Here is a 21,602-nt window from a genome sequence, read left to right on the forward strand (position 1 = left end):
ATGAACGCCGTCGACCTCGGCACGGTCTGGGCACGGGCGTTGGGCAACTTTCTCAACGAGAGCGTGCCCGTTCAGCAGCGAACCTGGCTCTCCATGGTCCGTCCGCTGGCGATGGCGGGCGACGACACCATCCTTCTGGGTGTCCCCAACGACTTCGTAAAAGACCTCATCGAGGGCAAACTACGCCCTTTGGTCGCACACGCGATCTCGCAGGAGCTCGGCCGGCCGATGCGGCTGGCGGTGATGATCGACACGACGGTCACCGAACGCCCTGTGGCCGAGCAACATCCACAGCCTGTGGGTAACGGCTATCCCCAATCCCCAGACGGCCAGCAAAGTTATGCACAGGCCGCTCCGCCCCAGCACTACGCCGCTTCCGAGCCAGTTCAGCGCTACTCTCCACAGGCCGCGCCGGGTCAGGTATCCACAGACTATCCACAGAGACCGTTCGGTTATGAACAGGCTCAGTCGTACCCACAGCCTGTGGACGGAGCCGGATCGGGCGAGCAGTATCCGGGTGCGCAGCCGCCCCAGCAGGCCCAGCAGCAGCTGTCCGCGACGCCCGCTCAGCAGCCGAACATCCAGCCCGCGCTGATGAACCAGCCGCTCCCGGCCAATAGGTGGGAGACCAAGGCCAGCAAGTCCAGCGAACCGGCCAGGCTCAACCAGAAGTACACCTTCGAGACGTTCGTCATCGGGTCCAGCAACAGGTTCGCGCACGCGGCGGCGGTCGCGGTGGCCGAGGCTCCGGCCAAGGCGTACAACCCCTTGTTCATTTACGGGGACTCGGGCCTTGGGAAAACTCACCTTTTGCATGCGATTGGGCACTATGCCCAGAGCCTGTACGACGGAGCCAGGGTGCGTTATGTGAGCTCTGAGGAGTTCACCAATGACTTCATCAACAGCATCCGCGACCACAAGGCCGACGGTTTCCGCAGCAGGTACCGCGCGATCGACATTCTGCTTGTGGACGACATCCAGTTCCTGGAGGGCAAGGAGCAGACGCAGGAGGAGTTCTTCCACACCTTCAACACGCTGCACAACGCCAACAAGCAGATCGTCATCTCCAGCGACCGGGCGCCCAAGCAGCTCATCACGCTGGAGGACCGCCTCCGCAACAGGTTCGAGTGGGGCCTGATCACCGACGTCCAGCCGCCCGAGCTGGAGACGCGCATCGCCATCCTCAGGAAGAAGGCCATCCAGGAGGGCCTGGCCGCGCCGCCCGAGGTGCTGGAGTACATCGCCAGCCGGATCTCCACCAACATCCGCGAGCTGGAGGGCGCGCTGATCCGCGTCACCGCGTTCGCCAGCCTGAACAGGCAGGGTGTGGACCTGCAGCTGGCCGAGGTGGTGCTCAAGGACCTCATCACCTCCGAGTCAGGCCCCGAGATCACCATCGCCACGATCATGGCCAAGACCGCCGAGTACTTCGGCATCACGATCGACGACCTGTGCGGCAGCTCCAGGAGCAGGGCGCTCGTCAACGCCAGGCAGATCGCGATGTACCTCGCCCGCGAGCTCACCGACCTGTCGCTACCCAAGATCGGCCAGCAGTTCGGCGGACGTGACCACACCACCGTCATGCACGCCGAGCGCAAGATCCGCTCTCTCATCGCCGAGCGCCGATCGATGTACAACCAGGTCAACGAGCTGACGATGCGCATCAAGCAGACGTCCAAGGCCCCTTAATACACAGCCTGTGGATAACTCTGTGGATCACCCGAAGAGCCCGGAACGCCGGGTTTACAAGATCGAAGCCGGATCGGGCCAAAAAAGTTATCCACAGAACCTGGGGATAAAGCTGTGGAAAGGTTGGGGAGAACCTGGGGACTACCGGTGGATGACTTGTGGACGGCCTGTGGGCAACGCTCCGACGGGTCCGCGACAGGGGTCTCTACCCTGTGGGTAACCGGTGGAAACCTCGTGGATAACCGGTGGACAAAGGCTCCATGATCTGGGGATGGCCTGTGTGTAAAGGTTCGTCGTCCACAGGGCGCGGAGTTGTCCCCAGGCGTTACCCACAGGGACGGTGGGTAACGCCACGCGGTGTGAGCTGGGAAAACTCAAGTCATCCACAGTATCCACAGCCCCTAAGAAGATGACTTCACAGATATCTAACCTAGAAACTCAAGACCCATAGAGGGGTTCCGCCCGAGCTTCGGTGCGGGACAGTGAACACTTGAGTCAGCGACGACAAGGACAAGCAGGAGGCTGATCGCCGTGATGTTCAGGATCGAGCGAGACGTGCTCGCCGAGGCGGTCGCGTGGACGGCACGCAGCCTTCCGGCTCGCCCGTCGGTGCCCGTCCTCGCGGGCATGCGCATGGAGGTGACCGAGGACAGGCGGCTGAAGCTGTCCGGCTTCGACTACGAGGTCTCGGCCGAGGTGACGCTGGAGCTGCAGACCGGCGAGCCCGGCGTGGTGCTCGTCTCGGGCAAGCTGCTCGCCGAGATCACCCGCGCGCTTCCCGCACAGCCTGTGGATTTCGTCGTCGAAGGCGCCAAGGCGGTGGTCACCTGTGGCAGTGCCAGGTTCACCCTGTTGACGATGCCTGTGGAGGACTACCCGTCCCTGCCGACGATGCCTCCGGCCGCCGGCCGCGTGAGCGCCGACGTGTTCGCCTCCGCCGTCGGCCAGGTCGCCGTCGCCGCGGGCAAGGACGACACGCTGCCCATGCTGACCGGCGTCCGGATGGAGATCGAGGGCGAGACCGTCACGCTGGCCGCGACCGACCGCTACCGCCTGGCCGTGCGCGAGCTGCGCTGGAGCCCCGGCCAGCCCGACTTCTCGGCGATCGCCATGATCCCCGGCCGCACGCTCGCCGACACCGCCAAGGCCCTCGGCACGACCGGCGCCGAGGTCGAGATCGCGCTCAGCTCCGCCGGAGGCACCGGCGAAGGCATGATCGGCTTCTCCAGCGCGGGCAGGCGCACCACCACACGCCTGCTCGACCCCGAGTTCCCCAAGTACCGCTCGCTGCTGCCGACGGAGTTCTCCTCGCACGCCGACCTGTCGGCGAGCTCGTTCGTCGAGGCCGTCAAGCGCGTGGCCCTGGTCGCCGAGCGCAACACCCCTGTGCGTCTGGCCTTCCGCGGCGGCGAGGTCGTGCTGGAGGCGGGTAGCGGCGACGAGGCGCAGGCCGTCGAGGTGCTGCCGGTCGAGTTCGAGGGCGACGACATCAACATCGCCTTCAACCACCAGTTCCTGCTGGAGGGCCTCGGCGCGATCGACTCCGACGTGGCCAGGCTGCAGTTCACCACCTCGACCAAGCCCGCCATCCTCACCGGCGGCAAGCCCACCGACGACGGCGCCACGCCCGACTACCGCTACCTGATCATGCCGATCCGCCTGTCCAGCTAGCCCAGGGCGCCCTCCTCGGCCTCGTTGTGGAAGGATCTCCCCCGCCTCGTCGTGCCTGCCGTACGGCGTGCGGGCTCTGTGGTTGCCGCTGAGGGGCGTGCGGGTGGTGTTCGCCCCCCTCGGGTGGGTGGCGGCGGTCCGGCGTGTCTGGGGGCCTCTCAGGCGGGTGCTGTGTGGAGATCGGTTGCGGGACCCGAGCCTGGGTAATGCGTGGGACGGGGCGTTGTGGAAGATGGAAACCCTGAGGGGGGTGCTCATATGCAGATCGGCATGATCGGGCTCGGCAAGATGGGCGGCAACATGGCCGAGCGGCTGCGCCGCGGCGGTCACGACGTGGTCGGGTACGACCGCGATCCGGCCGTGAGCGACGTCGGCAGCCTGAAGGAGCTCATCGAGCGCCTGGAGGCGCCGCGTGCCGTGTGGGTGATGGTCCCGGCCGGTGATCCGACGCAGCAGACCGTCAACGAGCTCGGCCGGCTGCTGAGCGAGGGCGACCTCGTCGTCGACGGCGGCAACTCCCACTATGTGGACGACCAGAAGCACGCCAAGGAGCTGTCCGCGCACGGCATCGGCTTCGTCGACTGCGGCGTCAGCGGCGGCGTGTGGGGCTTGCAGAACGGCTACGCGCTCATGTGCGGCGGCACCGACGCCGACGTGGCCAGGCTGATGCCGGTCTTCGAGACGCTCAAGCCCGAGGGCGAGGACGGCTTCGTGCACGCGGGCGCGGTCGGCGCCGGGCACTTCGCGAAGATGGTCCACAACGGCATCGAGTACGCCATGATGCAGGCGTTCGCCGAAGGCTGGGAGCTGCTGGAGGCCTCCGACGTCGTCGAGGACGTGCGCGGCTCGTTCAAGAGCTGGCGCACCGGCACCGTGATCCGGTCCTGGCTGCTCGACCTGCTGGTCAACTCGCTGGAGAGCGACGAGCACCTCGAGGAGCTGCGCGGGTACGCCCAGGACTCCGGCGAGGGCCGCTGGACCGTGCAGGCGGCCGTCGACCACTCGGTGCCGCTGCCCGCGATCACCGCCTCGCTCTACGCCAGGTTCGCCTCGCGTCAGGACGACTCCCCCGCGATGAAGGTCATCGCCGCGCTGCGCAACCAGTTCGGCGGGCACGCCGTGGAGAAGGGCGCCGACTCCCCCGGCGCCGATGTGGTTCCGCCGCGCGAAGCTCAGTGACGTCCTCTGCCGGGCCTTGTCCACAGGGCCCGGCGCCGTCATGCCGTTTTCCACAGGTGTGAGTCGCGTGTCCCCGGTGACGGGCGTGGCCCACTAACCTTCGTGGGATGCACGTTGCCCATCTGTCGCTGACCGACTTCCGGTCCTACCCGTCCGTCGAGCTGGGGCTCGAGCCGGGCGTGACGGCGTTCGTCGGGCCCAATGGGCAGGGCAAGACCAATCTCGTCGAGGCGCTCGGCTATGTGGCGACGCATGCGAGCCATCGGGTCGCCAACGACGCTCCCCTGGTCCGTCAGGGGGCCGCGCGGGCCATCGTGCGCTGCGCCGTCCACAGGGAGGACCGGCGGGCGCTGGTCGAGCTGGAGATCAATCCCGGCAAGGCCAACAGGGCCAGGCTCAACCGCTCGGCGCTGTCGCGGCCGCGTGACGCGATCGGCCTGCTGCGCACGGTGCTGTTCGCGCCCGAGGACCTCGCGCTGGTCAAGGGCGACCCTTCGGAGCGGCGGCGCTTCCTCGACGACCTGCTGGTGGCGAGGGCGCCGAGGTTCGCCGGGGTGCGCGCCGACTACGACAGGGTGCTCAAGCAGCGCAGTGCGTTGCTGCGCACGGCCGCTCAGGCCAGGCGCGGCCGTGGCGGCCCGCGCCGGGCCGAGAGCGAGTCGGCCTTCGCCGCGGCGGGCGCCGGAGACGTGCTCAGCACGCTGGAGGTGTGGGATCAGCACCTCGCCAGGCACGGCGCCGAGTTGCTGCGGGCCCGCCTCGATCTGATCGAGGAGTTGCGTCCTCTGGTCGCCGGAGCCTATGCCTCGCTGGCCCCCACATCGGCCGCCGCGACCCTCGCTTACCGGAGCACGTTGTCCACAGGGTCGGAAGATCATGAGGACGAAGTGGCCGATGAGAGCGGATCTTCTGCTATGCAGACGTTATCCACAGGCCTGGGGAAAACTCTTGAGGAGCAGCTGCGCGCCCGACTGCTGGAGATGCGTCAGAGCGAGATCGAGCGGGGCGTCACCCTCGTCGGACCGCACCGCGACGACCTGACGCTCGGGCTCGGCGAGCTGCCCGCGCGCGGCTACGCCAGCCACGGTGAGTCGTGGTCGTTCGCGCTGGCGCTCAGGCTGGCCGCCTACGACCTGCTGCGTGCCGACGGCGGCGACCCCGTGCTCATCCTCGACGACGTCTTCGCCGAGCTCGACAGCCAGCGCAGGAAGCGGCTGGCCGAGATCGTCGCGCCCGCCGAGCAGGTGCTCATCACCGCCGCCGTGGCCGACGACGTGCCCGGTGAGCTGATCGGCTCGCGGTTCGACGTGGCGGGCGGGAGCGTGACCCGTGTCAGGTGACGGCGGCCCGCCGTCCACACCTGTGGACAACTCCGAAGGCAATCCCGCCGCGCGCGGGGCGGCCATGGCCAGGGAGAAGCTGGCCCAGGCCAAGGCCGATGCCGCTAAGCGCGGTCAGCTCCCCCGCCGTGAGCCCCGGCGCAGGGCCGGAGGCGCCAGGCGTGACGCGAGCGACCCCCAGCTCTTCGGCCGCGCGATCACGGATCTGCTGTCCGACAGGGGCTGGGAGCGCTCGGCCGCGGTCGGTGGCGTGTTCGGCCGGTGGAAGGAGATCGTCGGCCCCGACCTCGCCGCCCACACCAAGCCGGAGACGTTCGAGGACGGCGAGGTGCTCATCGCCGCCGACTCCACGGCCTGGGCGACCCAGGTCAGGCTGCTGGCCCGCACGCTGGTGCGCAGGCTCAACGAGGAGCTCGGCGACGGCACGGTGCAGCGGGTCAAGGTCCGGGGGCCGCAGAATGCGCCGCGCCCGACCGGTGGATTGCGCGTGACCGGAAGCCGAGGTCCGGGCGACACCTACGGATGACCGCCTCTCCCAGGAGCGGCGCATCAGATCGCGTCTGACGCGATGACCCCCCTTCCTGTGGGGGGATGCTTGCCAAGGGGGAAAACGAGCGACAGGCCATCACAGGCGCGTTCAATGCCACTTTGGGGGCTGAGACCCGGTAGAATGAAAGCGGATTCCGGACACGTCCGCTTGCGCGTCACCCCCGGCCTGCTAGAGGCCGACTCCCCTGGGTGATCGCATCGGGGCACTCACGACGGTGACGGGCACGGCGGGGGCAGTTGGCGATGGTCGCTTCCCCGGCCGCGTGTCCGCGGCAGGAGGATTTCGCACTTGTCCTACGACGCTAGCTCAATCACCGTACTCGAGGGGCTCGAGGCAGTCCGCAAGCGCCCGGGTATGTACATCGGCTCGACCGGTGAGCGCGGACTGCACCACCTCGTCTACGAGATCGTGGACAACGCGGTCGACGAAGCCCTCGCCGGGCACGCCGACACGATCAACGTCACCCTGCTCGCCGACAACGGCGTGCGCGTGGTCGACAACGGTCGTGGCATCCCGACGGGCATCCACCCTGTCGAGAAGATCTCGGCCGTCGAGCTCGTTCTCACCACGCTGCACGCAGGCGGCAAGTTCGACGGCAAGTCCTACGCCGTCTCCGGCGGCCTGCACGGCGTCGGCTCCGCCGTCGTCAACGCGCTGTCCACCCGCATGGACGTCGTGGTCAAGCAGAACGGCAGCTACTGGCGCCAGACCTTCGACCACTCCAAGCCCGTCGCGCCGCTCGCCCAGGGCGAGGACACCGACGAGACCGGCACGACGATCACGTTCTGGGCCGACCCCGAGATCTTCGAGACCACCACGTGGAACTTCGAGACGCTCTCGCGGCGCTTCCAGGAGATGGCCTTCCTCAACAAGGGCCTGACGATCACGCTGGCCGACGAGCGGCCCGACCACGTCAACGGCGAGCCCGTCGAGGTGAAGTACCTCTACGAGGGCGGCCTGTCCGACTTCGTCAAGCACCTCAACTCCAAGAAGGAGCAGGCGCACGCGTCGATCATCGACTTCGAGGAGCACGGCGAGGGCATCTCCGTCGAGATCGCCATGCAGTGGAACAACTCCTACAGCGAGTCGGTCTACACCTTCGCCAACACCATCAACACGGCCGAAGGCGGCACCCACGAGGAGGGCTTCCGCGCGGCGCTGACGTCGATCGTCAACCGCTACGCGCGCGAGCAGAAGTTCCTCAAGGAGGGCAAGGACGACAACCTCTCCGGCGAGGACGTCCGCGAAGGCCTGACCGCGATCGTGTCGATCAAGCTGGCCGACCCGCAGTTCGAGGGCCAGACCAAGACGAAGCTGGGCAACACCGAGGCCAAGTCGTTCGTGCAGAAGGCCTGCAACGACCACCTGCGCGACTGGTTCGAGCGCAACCCCGGCGAGGCCAAGGACATCATCAACAAGTCCCTGCAGGCCTCGCGCGCCCGCCTCGCGGCACGCCAGGCCCGTGACCTGACCCGGCGCAAGTCGCTGCTGGAGTCGGGGTCCGGCCTGCCGGGCAAGCTGGCCGACTGTCAGTGGAACGAGCCTGAGAAGTGCGAGCTGTTCATCGTCGAAGGCAACTCGGCCGGCGGCTCGGCCAAGGGCGGCCGCGACTCGCGTTTCCAGGCGATCCTGCCCATCCGCGGCAAGATCCTCAACGTCGAGAAGGCCCGGATCGACAAGGTCCTGCAGAACACCGAGGTCCAGTCGCTGATCACCGCGATGGGCACCGGCGTGCACGACGAGTTCGACGTGTCCAAGCTGCGTTACCACAAGCTGATCCTGATGGCCGACGCCGACGTCGACGGCCAGCACATCACGACGCTGCTGCTGACGCTGCTGTTCAGGTTCATGCGCCCGCTGATCGAGGGCGGCCACGTCTACCTGTCGCAGCCGCCGCTGTACAAGATCAAGTGGGACCGCAAGGGCGAGGACGCCTCCTACGCCTACTCCGACCGTGAGCGTGACGCGGTCATCGAGGAGGGCATCGCCAGGGGCAAGCGCGACCCGCGCGCCCACGACGGCGTCCAGCGGTTCAAGGGTCTCGGCGAGATGAACGCCAACCAGCTGTGGGAAACCACGATGAACCCTGACACGCGCATCCTGCTGCAGGCCACGCTCGACGACGCGGCCCAGGCCGACGAGATGTTCAGCGTCCTCATGGGCGAGGACGTCGAGGCACGCCGCGCGTTCATCATCCGTAACGCGAGAGATGTCCGCTTCCTGGACGTGTAGCGCCGGCCGTACCGAGAAAAGGATCTTTTACACGTGACGGAAGTGAACACCCCGCCGGTGCCTCCGGAGCAGCGCATCGAGCCGGTCGACATTCAGACCGAGATGCAGCGCAGCTATATGGACTACGCGATGTCGGTCATCGTCTCGCGTGCGCTGCCCGATGTCCGTGACGGGCTCAAGCCCGTGCACAGGCGCGTGCTCTATGCGATGTACGACGGCGGCTACCGCCCCGACCGCGGCTACTTCAAGTGCTCGCGCGTCGTCGGTGACGTCATGGGTTCCTACCACCCCCATGGCGACACCTCCATCTACGACGCCCTGGTACGGCTGGCGCAGCACTGGTCGCTGCGGCACCCGCTGGTCGACGGGCAGGGCAACTTCGGCTCGCCCGGCAACGACCAACCGGCCGCCATGCGCTACACCGAGTGCAAGCTCGCGCCCATCGCCATGGAGATGCTGCGCGACATCGACAAGGAGACCGTCGACTTCCAGCCGAACTACGACGGCCGCTCCCAGGAGCCCGTCGTGCTTCCGGCCAGGTTCCCGAACCTGCTGGTCAACGGCTCGGGCGGCATCGCGGTCGGCATGGCGACCAACATCCCCTCGCACAACCTGCGCGAGGTCGCCGAGGCGGTCAGGTGGGCTCTGGAGAACCCTGACGCCTCCGAGGAGGAGCTGCTCGAAGCGGCCATCGCCAGGGTGAAGGGTCCCGACTTCCCCACGGCCGCGCTGATCGTCGGCCGCAGGGGCATCGAGGACGCCTACCGCACCGGCCGGGGCTCGATCACCATGCGCGCGGTGGTCGAGGTCGAGGAGGACAACAAGGGCAGGCACGCCCTCGTCGTTACCGAGCTCCCCTACCAGGTGAACCCGGACAACCTCGCACTCAAGATTGCCGACCTGGTCAAGCAGGGCAAGGTCACCGGCATCGCCGATGTACGCGACGAGAGCTCCTCGCGGGTCGGCCAGCGCCTGGTCATCGTGCTCAAGCGCGACGCCGTCGCCAAGGTCGTGCTGAACAACCTCTACAAGCACACCCAGCTGCAGGACACCTTCGGTGCCAACATGCTGGCGCTCGTCGACGGGGTGCCGCGCACGCTGCGTCTCGACCAGTTCATCACGTACTACGTGGCGCACCAGGTCGAGGTCATCGTCCGCCGCACGCGCTACATGCTGCGCAAGGCCGAGGAGCGGGCGCACATCCTGCGCGCGCTGCTCAAGGCGCTCGACCGCCTCGACGACGTGATCGCGCTGATCAGGGCCTCCGACTCGGCCTCGCACGCGCAGCAGGGCCTGATGAGCCTGCTCGACATCGACGAGGTCCAGGCGCAGGCCATTCTGGACATGCAGCTGCGCAAGCTGGCCGCCCTTGAGCGGCAGGCGATCCAGGACGAGTTCGACGTGCTGATGACGCAGATCGCCGACTACAACGACATCCTGGCCTCGGAGTCACGTCAGCGTCAGATCATCGGCGACGAGCTCGGCGAGGTGGTCGCCAAGTTCGGCGGCGACCGCAGGACCGAGATCATCGCCTACGACGGCGACATGTCGATCGAGGACCTCATCGCCGAGGAGGAGATGGTCGTCACCATCACCCGCGGCGGCTACGCCAAGCGCACCCGCACCGACCTCTACCGTGCGCAGAAGCGCGGCGGCAAGGGCGTACGCGGTGCGCAGCTGCGCCAGGACGACATCGTCGACCACTTCTTCGTCACCACGACACACCACTGGCTGCTGTTCTTCACGAACAAGGGCCGTGTGTACCGGGTCAAGGCCTACGAGCTGCCCGACGCCGGTCGCGACGCCCGCGGTCAGCATCTGGCGAACCTGCTGGCCATGCAGCCGGACGAGACGGTCATGGAGGTGCTGGACCTGCGCGACTACGACGCGGCGCCGTACCTCGTGCTCGCCACGCGCAGCGGGCTGGTGAAGAAGACCAGACTCTCGGAGTACGACTCCCCCAGGTCCGGCGGGCTCATCGCGATCAACCTGCGTGACGACGACGAGGTCATCGGCGCCAGGCTGGTGTCGGAGGAGGACGACCTGCTGCTCGTCTCGCGTGGCGCGCAGTCGATCCGCTTCACCGCGACAGACGAGGCCCTGCGTCCGATGGGCCGTGCGACCAGCGGTGTGATCGGTATGCGATTCCTCGACGGTGACGAACTTCTGGCCATGAATCGCCTGGCCGATGGCGAAGATGTGCTTATCGCCACCGAAGGCGGGTATGCGAAGCGAACCCCGATCGACCACTATCCGTTGCAAGGACGGGGTGGCAAGGGCGTGCTGACGGCGAAAATCGTCAGCGCCCGTGGCAAGCTGGTCGGAGCGGTCATGGTGAACCCCGAGGATGAGGTCTTCGCGATCACGTCCAACGGCGGTGTCATCAGGACCAGCGCCGGGGAGATCAAGCAGTCCGGCCGCCAGACCATGGGAGTGCGCTTGATGAATCTCGCTGAAGGCGACAGCGTGGTTGCCCTCGCGCGCAACGCCGAGTCGATGGAGACTCAGGTGGATGGCGAGGAAGACGGGGGAGGAGAGTAGGGCATGAGCGCCGCCAAGGGTGGACCCGCGAAAACGACGCCGACCGGCGAAACGCAGTCCTTCGACGCTGTGGACGAGGACAAGAGCGCCTCGGCCGCCGCAGGCACGAACGGCAAGGCTCCGGCCGCCAAGGGCCCTGGAGCCTCCGGCGGTCCGTCGTCGGACAACGGCTCCTCGTCCGGCAACGGCTCGGGCCCGAAGCCGCCGGTGGAGCGTGCGTCCACACCACTGAAGGAGTCGCCGGCATCGAGGGAGTCCGACGCCGGTGAGACGGTGCGCCTGCGCCCCTCGCTGACCTCGGAGGCTCCCCCGCCGCCCGTCGTCTCCTTCCCCGACAAGTCCAAGAAGTCGTCCTCAGGCGGCCCGCGACTCCCCCGCAAGGCCCACCTGGTCCTGCGGCGCATCGAGCCGTGGTCGGCCATGAAGTTCAGCTTCGTGGTCTCCCTGGTCTGCTTCGTCGTCCTGTTCGTCGCCGTGGCCGTGCTGTACGGCGTGCTGTCGGCGCTCGGTGTGTTCGACTCGGTCGTCCAGACGGTCAACCAGCTGACCAACGCCGACGGCCAGAACACCAGCACGATCGACATCGCCTCCTGGTTCGAGCCCGTCCGCATCCTGGGCTACACGGCCCTGATCGGCGCGGTCAACGTCGTCCTCATCACCGCGTTGTCCACACTCGGCGCGGTCATCTACAACATCGCCTCCGACCTGGTCGGCGGCGTCGAGGTCACCTTCAGCGAGGCCGAGTAGCCGTCCCGCTTGCGCCGTATCCTCCGGGGTACGGCGCAAGCTGGGTCCTGGAGGCGGTAAGCTTTTCCTCATCCGAACGAAACGGTTCGCGTTCCCCGCTGGGGATGCGGTAGCGTTTGGTGCGCGGGGCTATAGCTCAGACGGTTAGAGCGCTTCCCTGATAAGGAAGAGGTCCCAGGTTCAAGTCCTGGTAGCCCCACTCGTTTGACCAGCTTTGAGGCCAGATTCCGTGATCGCGGATCTGGCCTTTTGTCTTCTGGGTGGCTGTGCTGCCCACTCTGACGTGTGCAGGCGAATGTGCCGACCTTCCTGCGGCGAGATCCACCACGTTGCCCGAAGGGAAGCTACCTGGGGTGTGACGACCCCGAAGCGTCTGGGCATCGGACGCCGTGCGCACGCAGGTCTTCCGTACGTAGTTGGCGGGCTCTCGTATCGTCATGAGGAGTGATGGCGTTGTGAGTAGGGTGGTCGCGTTTCCATGTTCCGGTGGATCTCCCCGAAGTTTTTCAGCCTCGTCGACCCCGCCCGCTATGAGGAGGCGTTTTTCCGGGCATTGCTGAACAGAATGGCGAAGGCCGTGCCTGCGGCGCCGGAAGCGAGATCTGATCCATCGGCGCCGACGGCGCGTAGGTCCTTCAGTGGTCACTACGACATTCGGCGAGGAGCGGCAGCCTACTCCCCCATCGTCGGATCCTTGGCGGCATTCACAGTTCCGACAATCATTGTTCTTTTCACAATGGCACCGCACGACGATGTCAGAGTAGCTACCGCAGCCGCCTTGATTGTTGTCGCTATGCTGGCCGGCCTGGCGTCCGCCTTCGCCCTCGGGGCGGTTGGCGCGGAGACCGAAGAGACGCCGAACCTGATCCCGGCGACCATGCTGCTGGCTGTGGCCATCGTGATCGCACCGTGAATATCCTCGCCGCTTTCCAAATATTGGCCAGCATATACCTGCCGGTTACGGGCTTGCTGTTCTCCTTTGTCGCTGCCGGTGGCGGCTGGTTCGGCGTCTATTTTATTGCGCTAACAATCGCCGACGGCTGGAGAATCGAGCCAGGTGATCCGAACGTTCGTGCTTCCTTAGGTTGGTGGCATCGCCATCGGCGAATGCCCGGTACAGCATGCGGAGGGGCCGGGACGGCGAGGGCGTCCCGGCCCTTCTTGGCGATTTGCTAGTGGCAGTTCGTTCCTGGTGCGCAGGGTGTGCACTTGGTGAAGTCGGCCTCCCACAGGGGGCGGTCGATCTCGAAGCCGTTGTCGGCGATGACAAGGGCGGTCTTCTCCACCGACCCGTCGTACTTGAAGTCGATCTCCGGAACGTGGTGCAGGAAATGGCCGCCGAAGTGCTTTGAGCAGAAGTCGGCGTAGTTGCGGGTGTCGAGGATGAACTGGTGCACCCCTGTGTCCACCAGTGGGCCGCAGCCGATGCCGAGCCTCTGTCCCCACTTCTCCATCGCGGTGATGAGGTAGGCCACGGCCTGGCCGAAGACACGCTCGGCCATGACGCGGTCGAACGGGTGGTCGCGGGTCAGCAGCATGATCTGCCGTTCCCACACCTCGGGTGTGACGAATGCGCGCGGGTCGCGCCGGCCGTTCGTGGGCGGGGCGGTTGTCATGAGGACCTCCTTCGGCCGTGGGCCGCCTTGGCGTTCGCCGTTCGGCTGGTATGCCCTGGGCCTGCTTGTTCACCGTCCGTCGTGCCGACGGCGCGGATCAATGTCGTGCCCCGGTCAGATCATTGCCGTCGTCATTGCCCTGCCCGGCAATGTTCCGATCGCACACACCGGGTTACGCTCAAGGCCGGCCGCGCTGCTGGAAGGCGGTGCCCATGGCACGGACCAGGATCAGCCGCCCTCGGCGTGCCGAACTCGCCAGGGCGGCGCATCAGATCAGGGCGGCCGGGCAACGCTCCGGCTGGCCGGTGTCCCGCATCGCCGCGGCCATCCTGCACGAGCTCCCCCAGGTGCTGCCGTTGGAGGCGTGGCGGTGGGCCTATGGCTGGTCGCGTAGTCAGGTGGTCGAACAGGTCGATCGCTTCTACGTCACCCACCGGCTGGGCAAACCGGGCCTGAACGCCTCCATGCTGTGCCGCTACGAGCATGGCGAGATCACTCCGAGCCCGGTCTACGCTGCCGCGTTGTGCGACATCTACCAGGCCGCGCCCGCACAGCTGCAACTGCTGCCCTCGTGGCACCCATTAGCGATCATCCCGAGCGGGTACGGTGCCTGCACGGCAATGGCTCCGAATGGGAACGGGCGGTTCCGGATGACCGACAACAACGTCAGCCAGTTGGAAGCCTTGCGCGAGTCCGTCGCGCTCGCCCGCGAGACCGAGGGCCCGGCCGGTGGTCCACAGACGATTGCCACCTTGCAGGCCGCTATCGCCTACTACGACACCACCTACTCGCGCTGGCCCGTGGCCGTACTGGCCGATGAGGTGCACCGGACCCGTTCCATCGTCGGGCAGATGCTGCGGAGCAATCCGTCCGACAGCCTGCGCGCGGAACTGCTGGCGGGGGCGGGCTGGCTGAGTGCCCTGGTCGGGAACCTGGCTCTCCATCTGGCCGACCACGACGCCGCACAGATCCACCTGGCCACCGCTGCCCGGCTCGGCCATGCGGCCACCGATCGGCGCCTGAGCTGTTGGGCACTCGCGGCGCGAGCCTGCGTCTCGTACACCCAGCGGCGTTACCCGCAAGCGTTGGAGTTCGCCCACCAGGCGCAGAGTTATGCCGACACCCCGCTGCAGCGCGCGCAGGTCCTCGCGTGGGGTCGGCTGCGTGCGCTGGCGCACCTGCGTGACGGTCATGGCGCCGGCCGGGTCGCGCGTCAGGCTCAGGACGAGATGGCCGCGGCCGGAGAGGGTACTTCCGGCCGGTTCGGATTCGACGCGGCCGAACTGCTCCTCCATCTTGCCGAGGCGTCGCTGCTGCTCGGCGACTTCGCCGAGAGTCGTCGGCACGCCTCCGCCTCCCGGGCCGAGACCGCGATCGGTCGGCCGTCGTGGGCCGCGGCGACATTGGTGCTCGCCCGTGCCGAGGCCGGACGCGGTCGGCCCCATGACGCGGTCGGACTCGCCTATGAGGTACTCGACACCGTGCCACCGGCCGGGCTCAGAGATACCTCCCGCCGTCGGCTCGTCGCCCTCGATCATGAGTTGAACGCCATCGAAAGCTCGCCCGTACGTGAGCTTCACGATCGGCTTGTTGCCCTTCCGGCGCTGGGCCCGGCGGCGAGCACGAGCGACGAGCCGAATGGCGTGTAGCGAGGTCTGAGGTGGTTGAGCAGGAGGGAGCGTCTGTCTGTTCAGGTATGCGGGGCGGTGTGGATGCGCTGTACAAGGCCAGGGCCAGGGTTGTTGTGGTGAGGGCGGCGTTGAGGGGTGGCCAGAGGTGGGGGACTAGCCAGACCAGGAGGGCGGTGGTGGTGCTCAGGGTGAGGCAGGTGGCGAAGGGGCCGAGGGGGAGGCGGTGGGTGGGCATGGGGAGGGGTCCTTGGGGAGGGGGTTTGGGGGGTGTCTCTACGGTCTGGTGGGGAGGGGGGCGGGTTCAAGGTGGGTTGGTGAAGGCGGATGGAGGGGTGGGGGTGGCCAGGTGGCGGGGGGTGGTGTACAGGTGGGGTCCGGATGATTCCGAATGCCCGGGGTGGAGCCGATGGCCTCGATCGAACCGGAACGGATTCGCACCAGTCGGCAGTTGGCCGAGCAGTTGGCTGTGTTGTTCGACCGGGATCCTCGTGGGCTGCAGAGGCTGGCCGCCGATGCGGGGCTGGGAGCCTCGACGGTTCATGAGCTGATCACGGGGCGTACGGCGGTTCCCAGGGCGTCGACGCTGGAGATGTTCGTACGGGCATGTGGGCAGCGGGTGGAGCCGTGGTTGGAGGCCAGGGGGCGGGTGGCGGCCGCGGCTCGTACGGCTCAGGCCGAGCGGGCTCCGGCGGGGCCGCTCGGGCGGGTGATCAGAGGGCTGGACGAGCGGGACGCATTGGCACTTGAGGTGCATCAAGCCTTCGGAACCGATGGAACCGAAGGAACAGAAGGGGCGGTGTTGCCGGCGTACCTGTGGCGGGTGGGGTTTGATGACAGGTTGCGGGCGGCGGTGGCGGGGGCGGCTGTGCGGAGTCGGCTGGTGATGGTGGTGGGCGGCTCGTCGACGGGCAAGACGCGGGCCTGCTGGGAGGCGATCAGGGCGGTGCTGCCCGGCTGGCGGGTCTGGCATCCGTTGACGCCGGAGCGGCCGATGGCCGTGGTGGAGGCGTTGCGCGGCGGCGGGGTGACCGGGCGGGTGGTGATTTGGCTGAACGAGGCGCAGTTCTATCTGCAGGCGGCCTCTCCCGTGGGGGAGAGTGTGGCGACCGAGCTGCAGGCGCTGCTGGGTGATGCCTCGCGGGGGCCGGTTCTGGTCCTGGGTTCGATGTGGCCCGACTACTGGCGCCTGCTGACCGAGGCCCCGGCCGATGCCGTCGGGCATGATCCGCATCGGGCGGCCAGGGCGCTGCTCGGCGGCGCGGAGGAGATCACCTGTCCGCATCGCTTCACCGACGGGCAGCTGGCCGCCCTGGCCGGGACCGTCGAGGCCGACCCCCGGCTGCGGGCGGCCGTACGGCGGGCGGCCGGTGGGCAGATCACCCAGGAGCTGGTCGGCGGGCCGGAGTTGCTGCGCAGGTACCGGCATGCCGAGCCGGTCGAGCGGGCGGTGCTCCGGGCCGCGATGGACGCCCGCAGGCTGGGCGGCGGCCCGTACCTGACCGAGGCGTTCCTGCGGGACGCCGCGCCGGGGTACCTCGACGACGAGGACGCTTGGGACGAGGCAGGCGGGCAGGAGAGCTGGTTCGGGATCGCGCTGGATCGGCTGACCGCAAGGCACAGGCGGCTGCCGGGGCCGTTGACCGAGCACCGGCCTCGCCCTGGCCGGCAGCCTTTCCCGCAGCCGAGGTACCGGCTGGCCGACTACCTCGAACAGCACGGCCGGGAGGAACGCCGAGGCAAGCACCCGCCCACGACGTTCTGGGAGGCGGCGATTCGTCATGTCCATCCCTTGGCCGACCTGACGGCCCTGGCCGAGGCGGCGCAGCGGGGAGGCCATCACCGGCATGCCGATCGGCTCGCCGTACGGGCAGCCGAGACCGGCGATCCCGGCGTGCTGCGGAGGCTGTCGCAGCTGCGTGAGGAGGAGGGCGACCACGACGGCGCCGAGCGCCTCGCCCACCAGGCCGCGTGCGACGGCGACACCTACGCGCTGCGCATGCTGGTACGGATGCGCGAAGGGGCGGGCGAGCGGGAGGAGGCCGAGCGCCTGGCCCTGCAGTTCGCCCAGGCGGGGAACACCGACGCCTTGCGGATGCTGGTACGGCTGCGCAGGTGGGCGGGCGACGGGGAGAGCGCCGAGCGCCTCGCCCGGCAGGCTGTCGACGTCGGCGACACCGACGAGCTGGAGAGGTCGGTTCAGGCGCGGGAGCGTACGAGGGACCTGGCGAGTGCCGAACGGCTCGCCGGGCAGGCGGCCGATGCCGGAAATCCCGACGGGCTGCGGATGCGGGCCTGGCTGCGGGAGCTGGTGGGGGATCGGGAGGGCGCCGAAAGGCTGTATCGGCTGGCTGTCGACGCAGGCGACCCTGAGGCAATGTGGATGCTGGACCTGCTGCTGGGGCACAAGCCGGACACGGGTGAGGGTCCGACCGTCGCCGGGCGTCCTGTTCGGTTCGACCTGTCCGCCGAATGGAGGGCGGGCGTGCTGTGGGGCCGGTGAGACGGTTGCGCGGCGGCAGCGGGGGCCGCGGGGCAGGGCGTCGAGCCCGTGAGAGGGGTGTCCGGTGGCAGGGGCTGTGTGGCGTGGAGCCGGTGGAGGCACGGATGGCGGCAGTGGGAGTGAATGCACGCATGGCGGCAGTGGGACGGGGGTGTCGTCCCACTGCCGGTTAGCGAAGGGCTGCCTGGATGGCCAGGTCAGGTGACCAGGACTCGGTTGGCGACGCTGCCGACGCCCTCCACGGTGACCGTGACCACGTCTCCGTCCCGTACCAGGAGGGGAGGAGTGCGGACGAAGCCCACGCCGGGTGGGGTGCCGGTCAGGATGAGGTCGCCGGGCTCCAGGGTCAGGTAGCGGGACGCGTAGGAGATGATCTCGGCAACCGAGAAGATCATCTCTGCTGTGGAGCAGTCCTGGACGAGTTGGTCGTTGAGGTGGGTGGTGATGCGCAGGGACTGGGGGTCGGCGATGTCCTCGGCGAGTACCACGACGGGGCCGACGGGGCAGAAGCCGTCCGCCGACTTGCCGCGTAGCCATTGGCCGTCGGAGAACTGGGCGTCCCGTGCCGACAGGTCGTTGGCCACCACGTAGCCGAGCACGTGGTCGAGCGCCTCGTCGGGGGTGACGTGGCTGGCCCGGCGGCCGATCACGACGGCCAGTTCGCCCTCGTAGTCGAGTTCGCCCGACAGGTCGCCCGGTACTTCGACGACGGCGTCGTCGGCGAGCAGGGTGTTGGGGAACTTGGCGAACAGGAGGGGCCTCGCGGGAGGCTGTACCCCTGACTCGTCGGCGTGGTCGAGGTAGTTGAGGCCCACGCAGAGGATCTTCGACGGGTTCGCGACGGGCGCGAGCAGTTCGAGATCCTCGACCGCGACCGTGGCGCCGTCCGGCCCGGCACGCCAGGCCCCGGTGTGCAGCGCCTCCCGCAACACATCGGCCGCGGGATGGGCGGACTCGGTCGCGAGGACCGTCGCCCGGTCCTGCGCGATCCGGACGAGCACGACCTGCCCGTCGAGGCGGGCACGCGCCAAGCCTCGTACGCTCGTCGCCCGGTTCCGGCTGTGTGCCAGGTCCTGTACGGTCATCGGCTCACTCCGGCGATGCGCCTGGCCTCTTCGACGTTCGCGATCGGGCGGCCGATCTGCTTGGCCATGGTGACGGCGACCTCGACCAGTTCGGCGTTGCTGCGCGACAGCTCGCCGCCGGGCAGGTACGGGTTGTCCTCCCAGCCGACGCGGACGTGCCCGCCCATGGCGATGGCCAGCGGGAGGAGCTGCCACTGGGCGATCGGGTCCATGACGCTGATGTTCCAGTTCGTGTTGGGGGGCAGGTGCTTGACCATGTACATGAGGGCGTCGGGGGTGGGGGGCGTCCAGGCGCCGCCCTGCCAGCCGAAGAACAGGGTCGCCCAGGCCTTCTCCTTCAGCAGGCCCTGGCGTCGCACGTACTCCAGGTTCCAGAACGCCCCGGTGTAGAAGCACTCGATCTCCGGCTTCACGCCGTGCGCCTCGGCCGCTGTGACGAACTCGACGAGCTCGTCGCGCGGGTGCAGGGAGTACATCTCGTTGGCGGGCAGGGACGGGTCCGGCTGGAAGTACTCGTCGTGCACATTGAAGGCGTAGGACATCATGTCCGGCCGGAGCGACATGAGCTCCACCTTCTCCGGCAGCCGGGCGCTGGCGATGCCGAACTGCATGATCGGATCGGTGCCCACCGTCCTGATCTTCTCGGTGAGGCTCTTCCAGCCGTCAAAGTCGATCTTGGAGAGCTTCTTGCCGTCCGCCTGGATGGCGTCCTCCAGGTAGTGCACACCGTGGTGGTGGCACAGCGTCGCACCGGCGTTCACCGAGTCGATGTACTCCTGGCCGACCTTGTCGGTGTCCTCGATGGCCGGCATGCCCTTGTAGCCGGGGTAGGACATCGTGCTGTCGACGGTGACGGTGATGACAAGCGGATCCACGGGAAAATCTCCTTAAAAGATGAAACGAGGGGTCAGAAGGTGGCCGGGTCAGAAGGTGATGGGGGAGCCGGTGGACACCGACTCGTAGGCCTTCTCGATGACGTGCACCGCGTAGGCGCCGTCCTCGGGGGCGACGGCGGTCGGCTCGTCCTTGGCGATCGAGCGGGCGAAGCTCTCGATGCCGGCCGCGATCGAGTGGTACTTCCAGGTGCTCGGCTCGTAGGCCGTACCGGGCAGTGGTGTGCCCGCATGGTCGCGCTTGCCGCGAAACAGCATGGCCGGAGGGTTCTGGTGCTGGTCGACGACGATGAGGCCTTCGGTCCCGTGCACCTCGAGGCGTTCGTTCCACGGGCCGCCCGAGGTGAAGGTGGACTCCACCGAGAACAGCGCGCCCGAGCGCAGCCGGCCGCACACGACCGACCAGTCCTCGACCTGGCTGACGTCGACCAGCCGCTCGGCCATCGCACGCAGCGAGGCGATCTCGCCGAACATCCACTTCAGCAGGTAGAAGGAATGCGCTCCCGCGTCGATGATGGTGCCGCCGCCGGAGCCGTCCTGACGCCCCTTCCACAGGTGCGGGTTACCGAGCCGCCCGAACTCGTTGCCGCTGATCAGGGTACGGACGAGTGTCACGTCCCCGATCTCGCCGGAGGTCACGGCGTCGAGGGTGGCCTGGTACGCGGGGACGAACCGGGTGTTCTCGTTCACGGTGAAGGTGAGGCCGCGCTCGGCGGCGAGTGCGACGAGTTCGCGTGCGTGTGCCGGGTCGACGGTCATGGGCTTCTCGATCAGGACGTGCTTGCCCGCTTCGAGGAACTCGCGCGCGATCTTGTAGTGCGCGGTGTGGGGCAGGACGAGGTCGACGGCCTGGACGCGGTCGTCGTCGAGCAGGAGGCGGTAGTCGGTGCACGCCCGCGCGCCCAGCGCCTGTCCGGTGCTGGTGGCCACGTCCTGGTCGAGGTCGCAGACCACCACGGCCTCGAGGCCGTCCGCCCGCTGGAAGGCGAGGTGGTGGGCGAGTTGGTAGATCTCGCCGAGTCCGACGACGCCGAAGCGTACCGGTCCGGTCATGAGGCGGTGCCTCCTTCGAGGCGTTCGCGAAGGACACGCCGGTTGTGGGTGAGGGACTGCGACACGCGCGACTCGTGCCGGAACACGGCGACCGAGGCGATGCCGTCGAACCCGACCTCGTGCAGGGCGGCGAACACCTCGTCCCAGTCGATGTCGCCCTGGCCGATGTCGAGGTGCTGGTGGTTGCGCACACCGGGGCTCGAGGGGTTGAGGAAGGTACGTCCGGGCAGCAGGGTGTCGGCCAGATGGACGTGGTCCATGGTGTCGCCCGCGTAGGTGATGATGTCGCGGTTGACGTTCTGGAGGTGGCCGCGTTCGTCCTCCGTACCGGTCAGGTAGTAGGTGTGCGGCACGCAGTGCAGGTAGGTGACGTGGTCGCTCTGCAGGCCTCTGATGAAGTTCACGGCTTCGATGCCGGACTCCACCCAGTCGCCCGGATGCGGTTCGAGTGCGATCGTCAGGCCTTCTGCCTCCGCCAGCGGCAGCACCTCTTCGAGGGAGCGGCGCATCGCGGCCTCTCCGGCCTGGGGGGCGGTCGGGCGGCCGGTGAACTCGGAGTTGATCCGGTCGCAGCCCAGGTCGACGGCCAGTTGCACGGTCTGCTTCCAGTAGCCGACCGCCGCCTGCCGGATGTCCTCATCCGAGCTGCCCCACGCCTGCTCGATGAAGAGGGAGGCGATGCCCACGCCGTGGGTCTTCGACGCCTGCGCGATCTCGGTGATCTTGGCCTTGGACGCCCTTCTGCCGCCGTAGCTCGGCATCACGTCGGGGCGGGGGGAGAGCTCCAGGTGTTCGAAGCCCGCGGCCTTCACGGTCGAGAACACGGTGTCGATGGGCTGCGGGCGCAGCATCCAGGTATCGGTCGCGATCTTCAT

Annotated in this window: 16 protein-coding genes and 1 tRNA gene; 12 read left to right on the plus strand and 5 right to left on the minus strand. The window is 67.9% G+C overall.

Going from position 1 to position 21,602, the window contains the following annotated elements:
• The 10 genes from dnaA to ACTWNK_RS02070 all read left to right on the plus strand — a co-directional run bounded on the left by dnaA (position 1) and on the right by ACTWNK_RS02070 (position 12,862).
• Complete coding sequence (gene dnaA, locus ACTWNK_RS02025; protein WP_474301769.1) at positions 1 to 1,689, plus strand: chromosomal replication initiator protein DnaA; 1,689 nt, start codon at positions 1 to 3, stop codon at positions 1,687 to 1,689.
• Between the two features lie 531 nt (positions 1,690 to 2,220).
• Positions 2,221 to 3,360, plus strand: coding sequence for a DNA polymerase III subunit beta (gene dnaN / locus ACTWNK_RS02030; protein ID WP_474301770.1), 1,140 nt, complete (start codon positions 2,221 to 2,223; stop codon positions 3,358 to 3,360).
• A 258-nt stretch (positions 3,361 to 3,618) separates the two neighbouring features.
• Positions 3,619 to 4,539, plus strand: a complete 921-nt coding sequence (gene gnd, locus ACTWNK_RS02035; protein WP_474301771.1) for a phosphogluconate dehydrogenase (NAD(+)-dependent, decarboxylating) — start codon at positions 3,619 to 3,621, stop codon at positions 4,537 to 4,539.
• 107 nt (positions 4,540 to 4,646) lie between these two features.
• Positions 4,647 to 5,879, plus strand: coding sequence for a DNA replication/repair protein RecF (gene recF / locus ACTWNK_RS02040; protein WP_474301772.1), 1,233 nt, complete (start codon positions 4,647 to 4,649; stop codon positions 5,877 to 5,879).
• Positions 5,869 to 6,405, plus strand: coding sequence for a DciA family protein (locus tag ACTWNK_RS02045; protein ID WP_474301773.1), 537 nt, complete (start codon positions 5,869 to 5,871; stop codon positions 6,403 to 6,405). The genes recF and ACTWNK_RS02045 overlap by 11 nt, the downstream gene beginning before the upstream one ends.
• 333 nt (positions 6,406 to 6,738) lie before the next feature.
• Complete coding sequence (gene gyrB / locus ACTWNK_RS02050) at positions 6,739 to 8,661, plus strand: DNA topoisomerase (ATP-hydrolyzing) subunit B (protein ID WP_474310815.1); 1,923 nt, start codon at positions 6,739 to 6,741, stop codon at positions 8,659 to 8,661.
• A 33-nt stretch (positions 8,662 to 8,694) separates the two neighbouring features.
• A complete protein-coding gene (gene gyrA / locus ACTWNK_RS02055) occupies positions 8,695 to 11,202 on the plus strand; it encodes a DNA gyrase subunit A (protein ID WP_474301774.1) in 2,508 nt (835 codons plus the stop codon).
• Between the two features lie 3 nt (positions 11,203 to 11,205).
• The gene (locus ACTWNK_RS02060) at positions 11,206 to 11,949 is read left to right on the plus strand and encodes a DUF3566 domain-containing protein (protein WP_474301775.1); all 744 of its coding nucleotides are present in this window, start codon (positions 11,206 to 11,208) and stop codon (positions 11,947 to 11,949) included.
• A gap of 125 nt (positions 11,950 to 12,074) precedes the next feature.
• Positions 12,075 to 12,148: transfer RNA gene (locus ACTWNK_RS02065), tRNA-Ile, on the plus strand.
• Between the two features lie 279 nt (positions 12,149 to 12,427).
• Positions 12,428 to 12,862, plus strand: a complete 435-nt coding sequence (locus ACTWNK_RS02070) for a hypothetical protein (protein WP_474301776.1) — start codon at positions 12,428 to 12,430, stop codon at positions 12,860 to 12,862.
• Between the two features lie 259 nt (positions 12,863 to 13,121).
• Here the strand turns inward: ACTWNK_RS02070 and ACTWNK_RS02075 are convergent, their stop codons facing one another.
• Positions 13,122 to 13,565, minus strand: a complete 444-nt coding sequence (locus ACTWNK_RS02075; RefSeq protein ID WP_474301777.1) for a glycine-rich domain-containing protein — start codon at positions 13,563 to 13,565, stop codon at positions 13,122 to 13,124.
• A gap of 212 nt (positions 13,566 to 13,777) precedes the next feature.
• On the opposite strand from ACTWNK_RS02075, the gene ACTWNK_RS02080 reads away from it, so the two are divergent.
• Positions 13,778 to 15,214, plus strand: coding sequence for a helix-turn-helix domain-containing protein (locus ACTWNK_RS02080; protein ID WP_474301778.1), 1,437 nt, complete (start codon positions 13,778 to 13,780; stop codon positions 15,212 to 15,214).
• Positions 15,215 to 15,602: 388 nt separating this feature from the next.
• On the plus strand, positions 15,603 to 17,696 hold the full coding sequence (locus ACTWNK_RS02085; RefSeq protein ID WP_474301779.1) for a hypothetical protein: 2,094 nt from the start codon (positions 15,603 to 15,605) through the stop codon (positions 17,694 to 17,696).
• Between the two features lie 197 nt (positions 17,697 to 17,893).
• Here the strand turns inward: ACTWNK_RS02085 and ACTWNK_RS02090 are convergent, their stop codons facing one another.
• From ACTWNK_RS02090 to ACTWNK_RS02105, 4 genes are read right to left on the minus strand one after another with little or no spacing between them, the layout of a single operon-like run.
• Complete coding sequence (locus ACTWNK_RS02090) at positions 17,894 to 18,727, minus strand: fumarylacetoacetate hydrolase family protein (RefSeq protein WP_474301780.1); 834 nt, start codon at positions 18,725 to 18,727, stop codon at positions 17,894 to 17,896.
• Positions 18,728 to 18,777: 50 nt separating this feature from the next.
• Positions 18,778 to 19,656, minus strand: coding sequence for a beta-keto acid cleavage family enzyme (locus tag ACTWNK_RS02095; RefSeq protein ID WP_474301781.1), 879 nt, complete (start codon positions 19,654 to 19,656; stop codon positions 18,778 to 18,780).
• A gap of 48 nt (positions 19,657 to 19,704) precedes the next feature.
• A complete protein-coding gene (locus ACTWNK_RS02100) occupies positions 19,705 to 20,727 on the minus strand; it encodes a Gfo/Idh/MocA family protein (RefSeq protein ID WP_474301782.1) in 1,023 nt (340 codons plus the stop codon).
• On the minus strand, positions 20,724 to 21,602 hold the full coding sequence (locus ACTWNK_RS02105; RefSeq protein WP_474301783.1) for a sugar phosphate isomerase/epimerase family protein: 879 nt from the start codon (positions 21,600 to 21,602) through the stop codon (positions 20,724 to 20,726). The genes ACTWNK_RS02100 and ACTWNK_RS02105 overlap by 4 nt, the downstream gene beginning before the upstream one ends.

This window comes from Nonomuraea sp. IBHARD001, assembly GCF_056106265.1.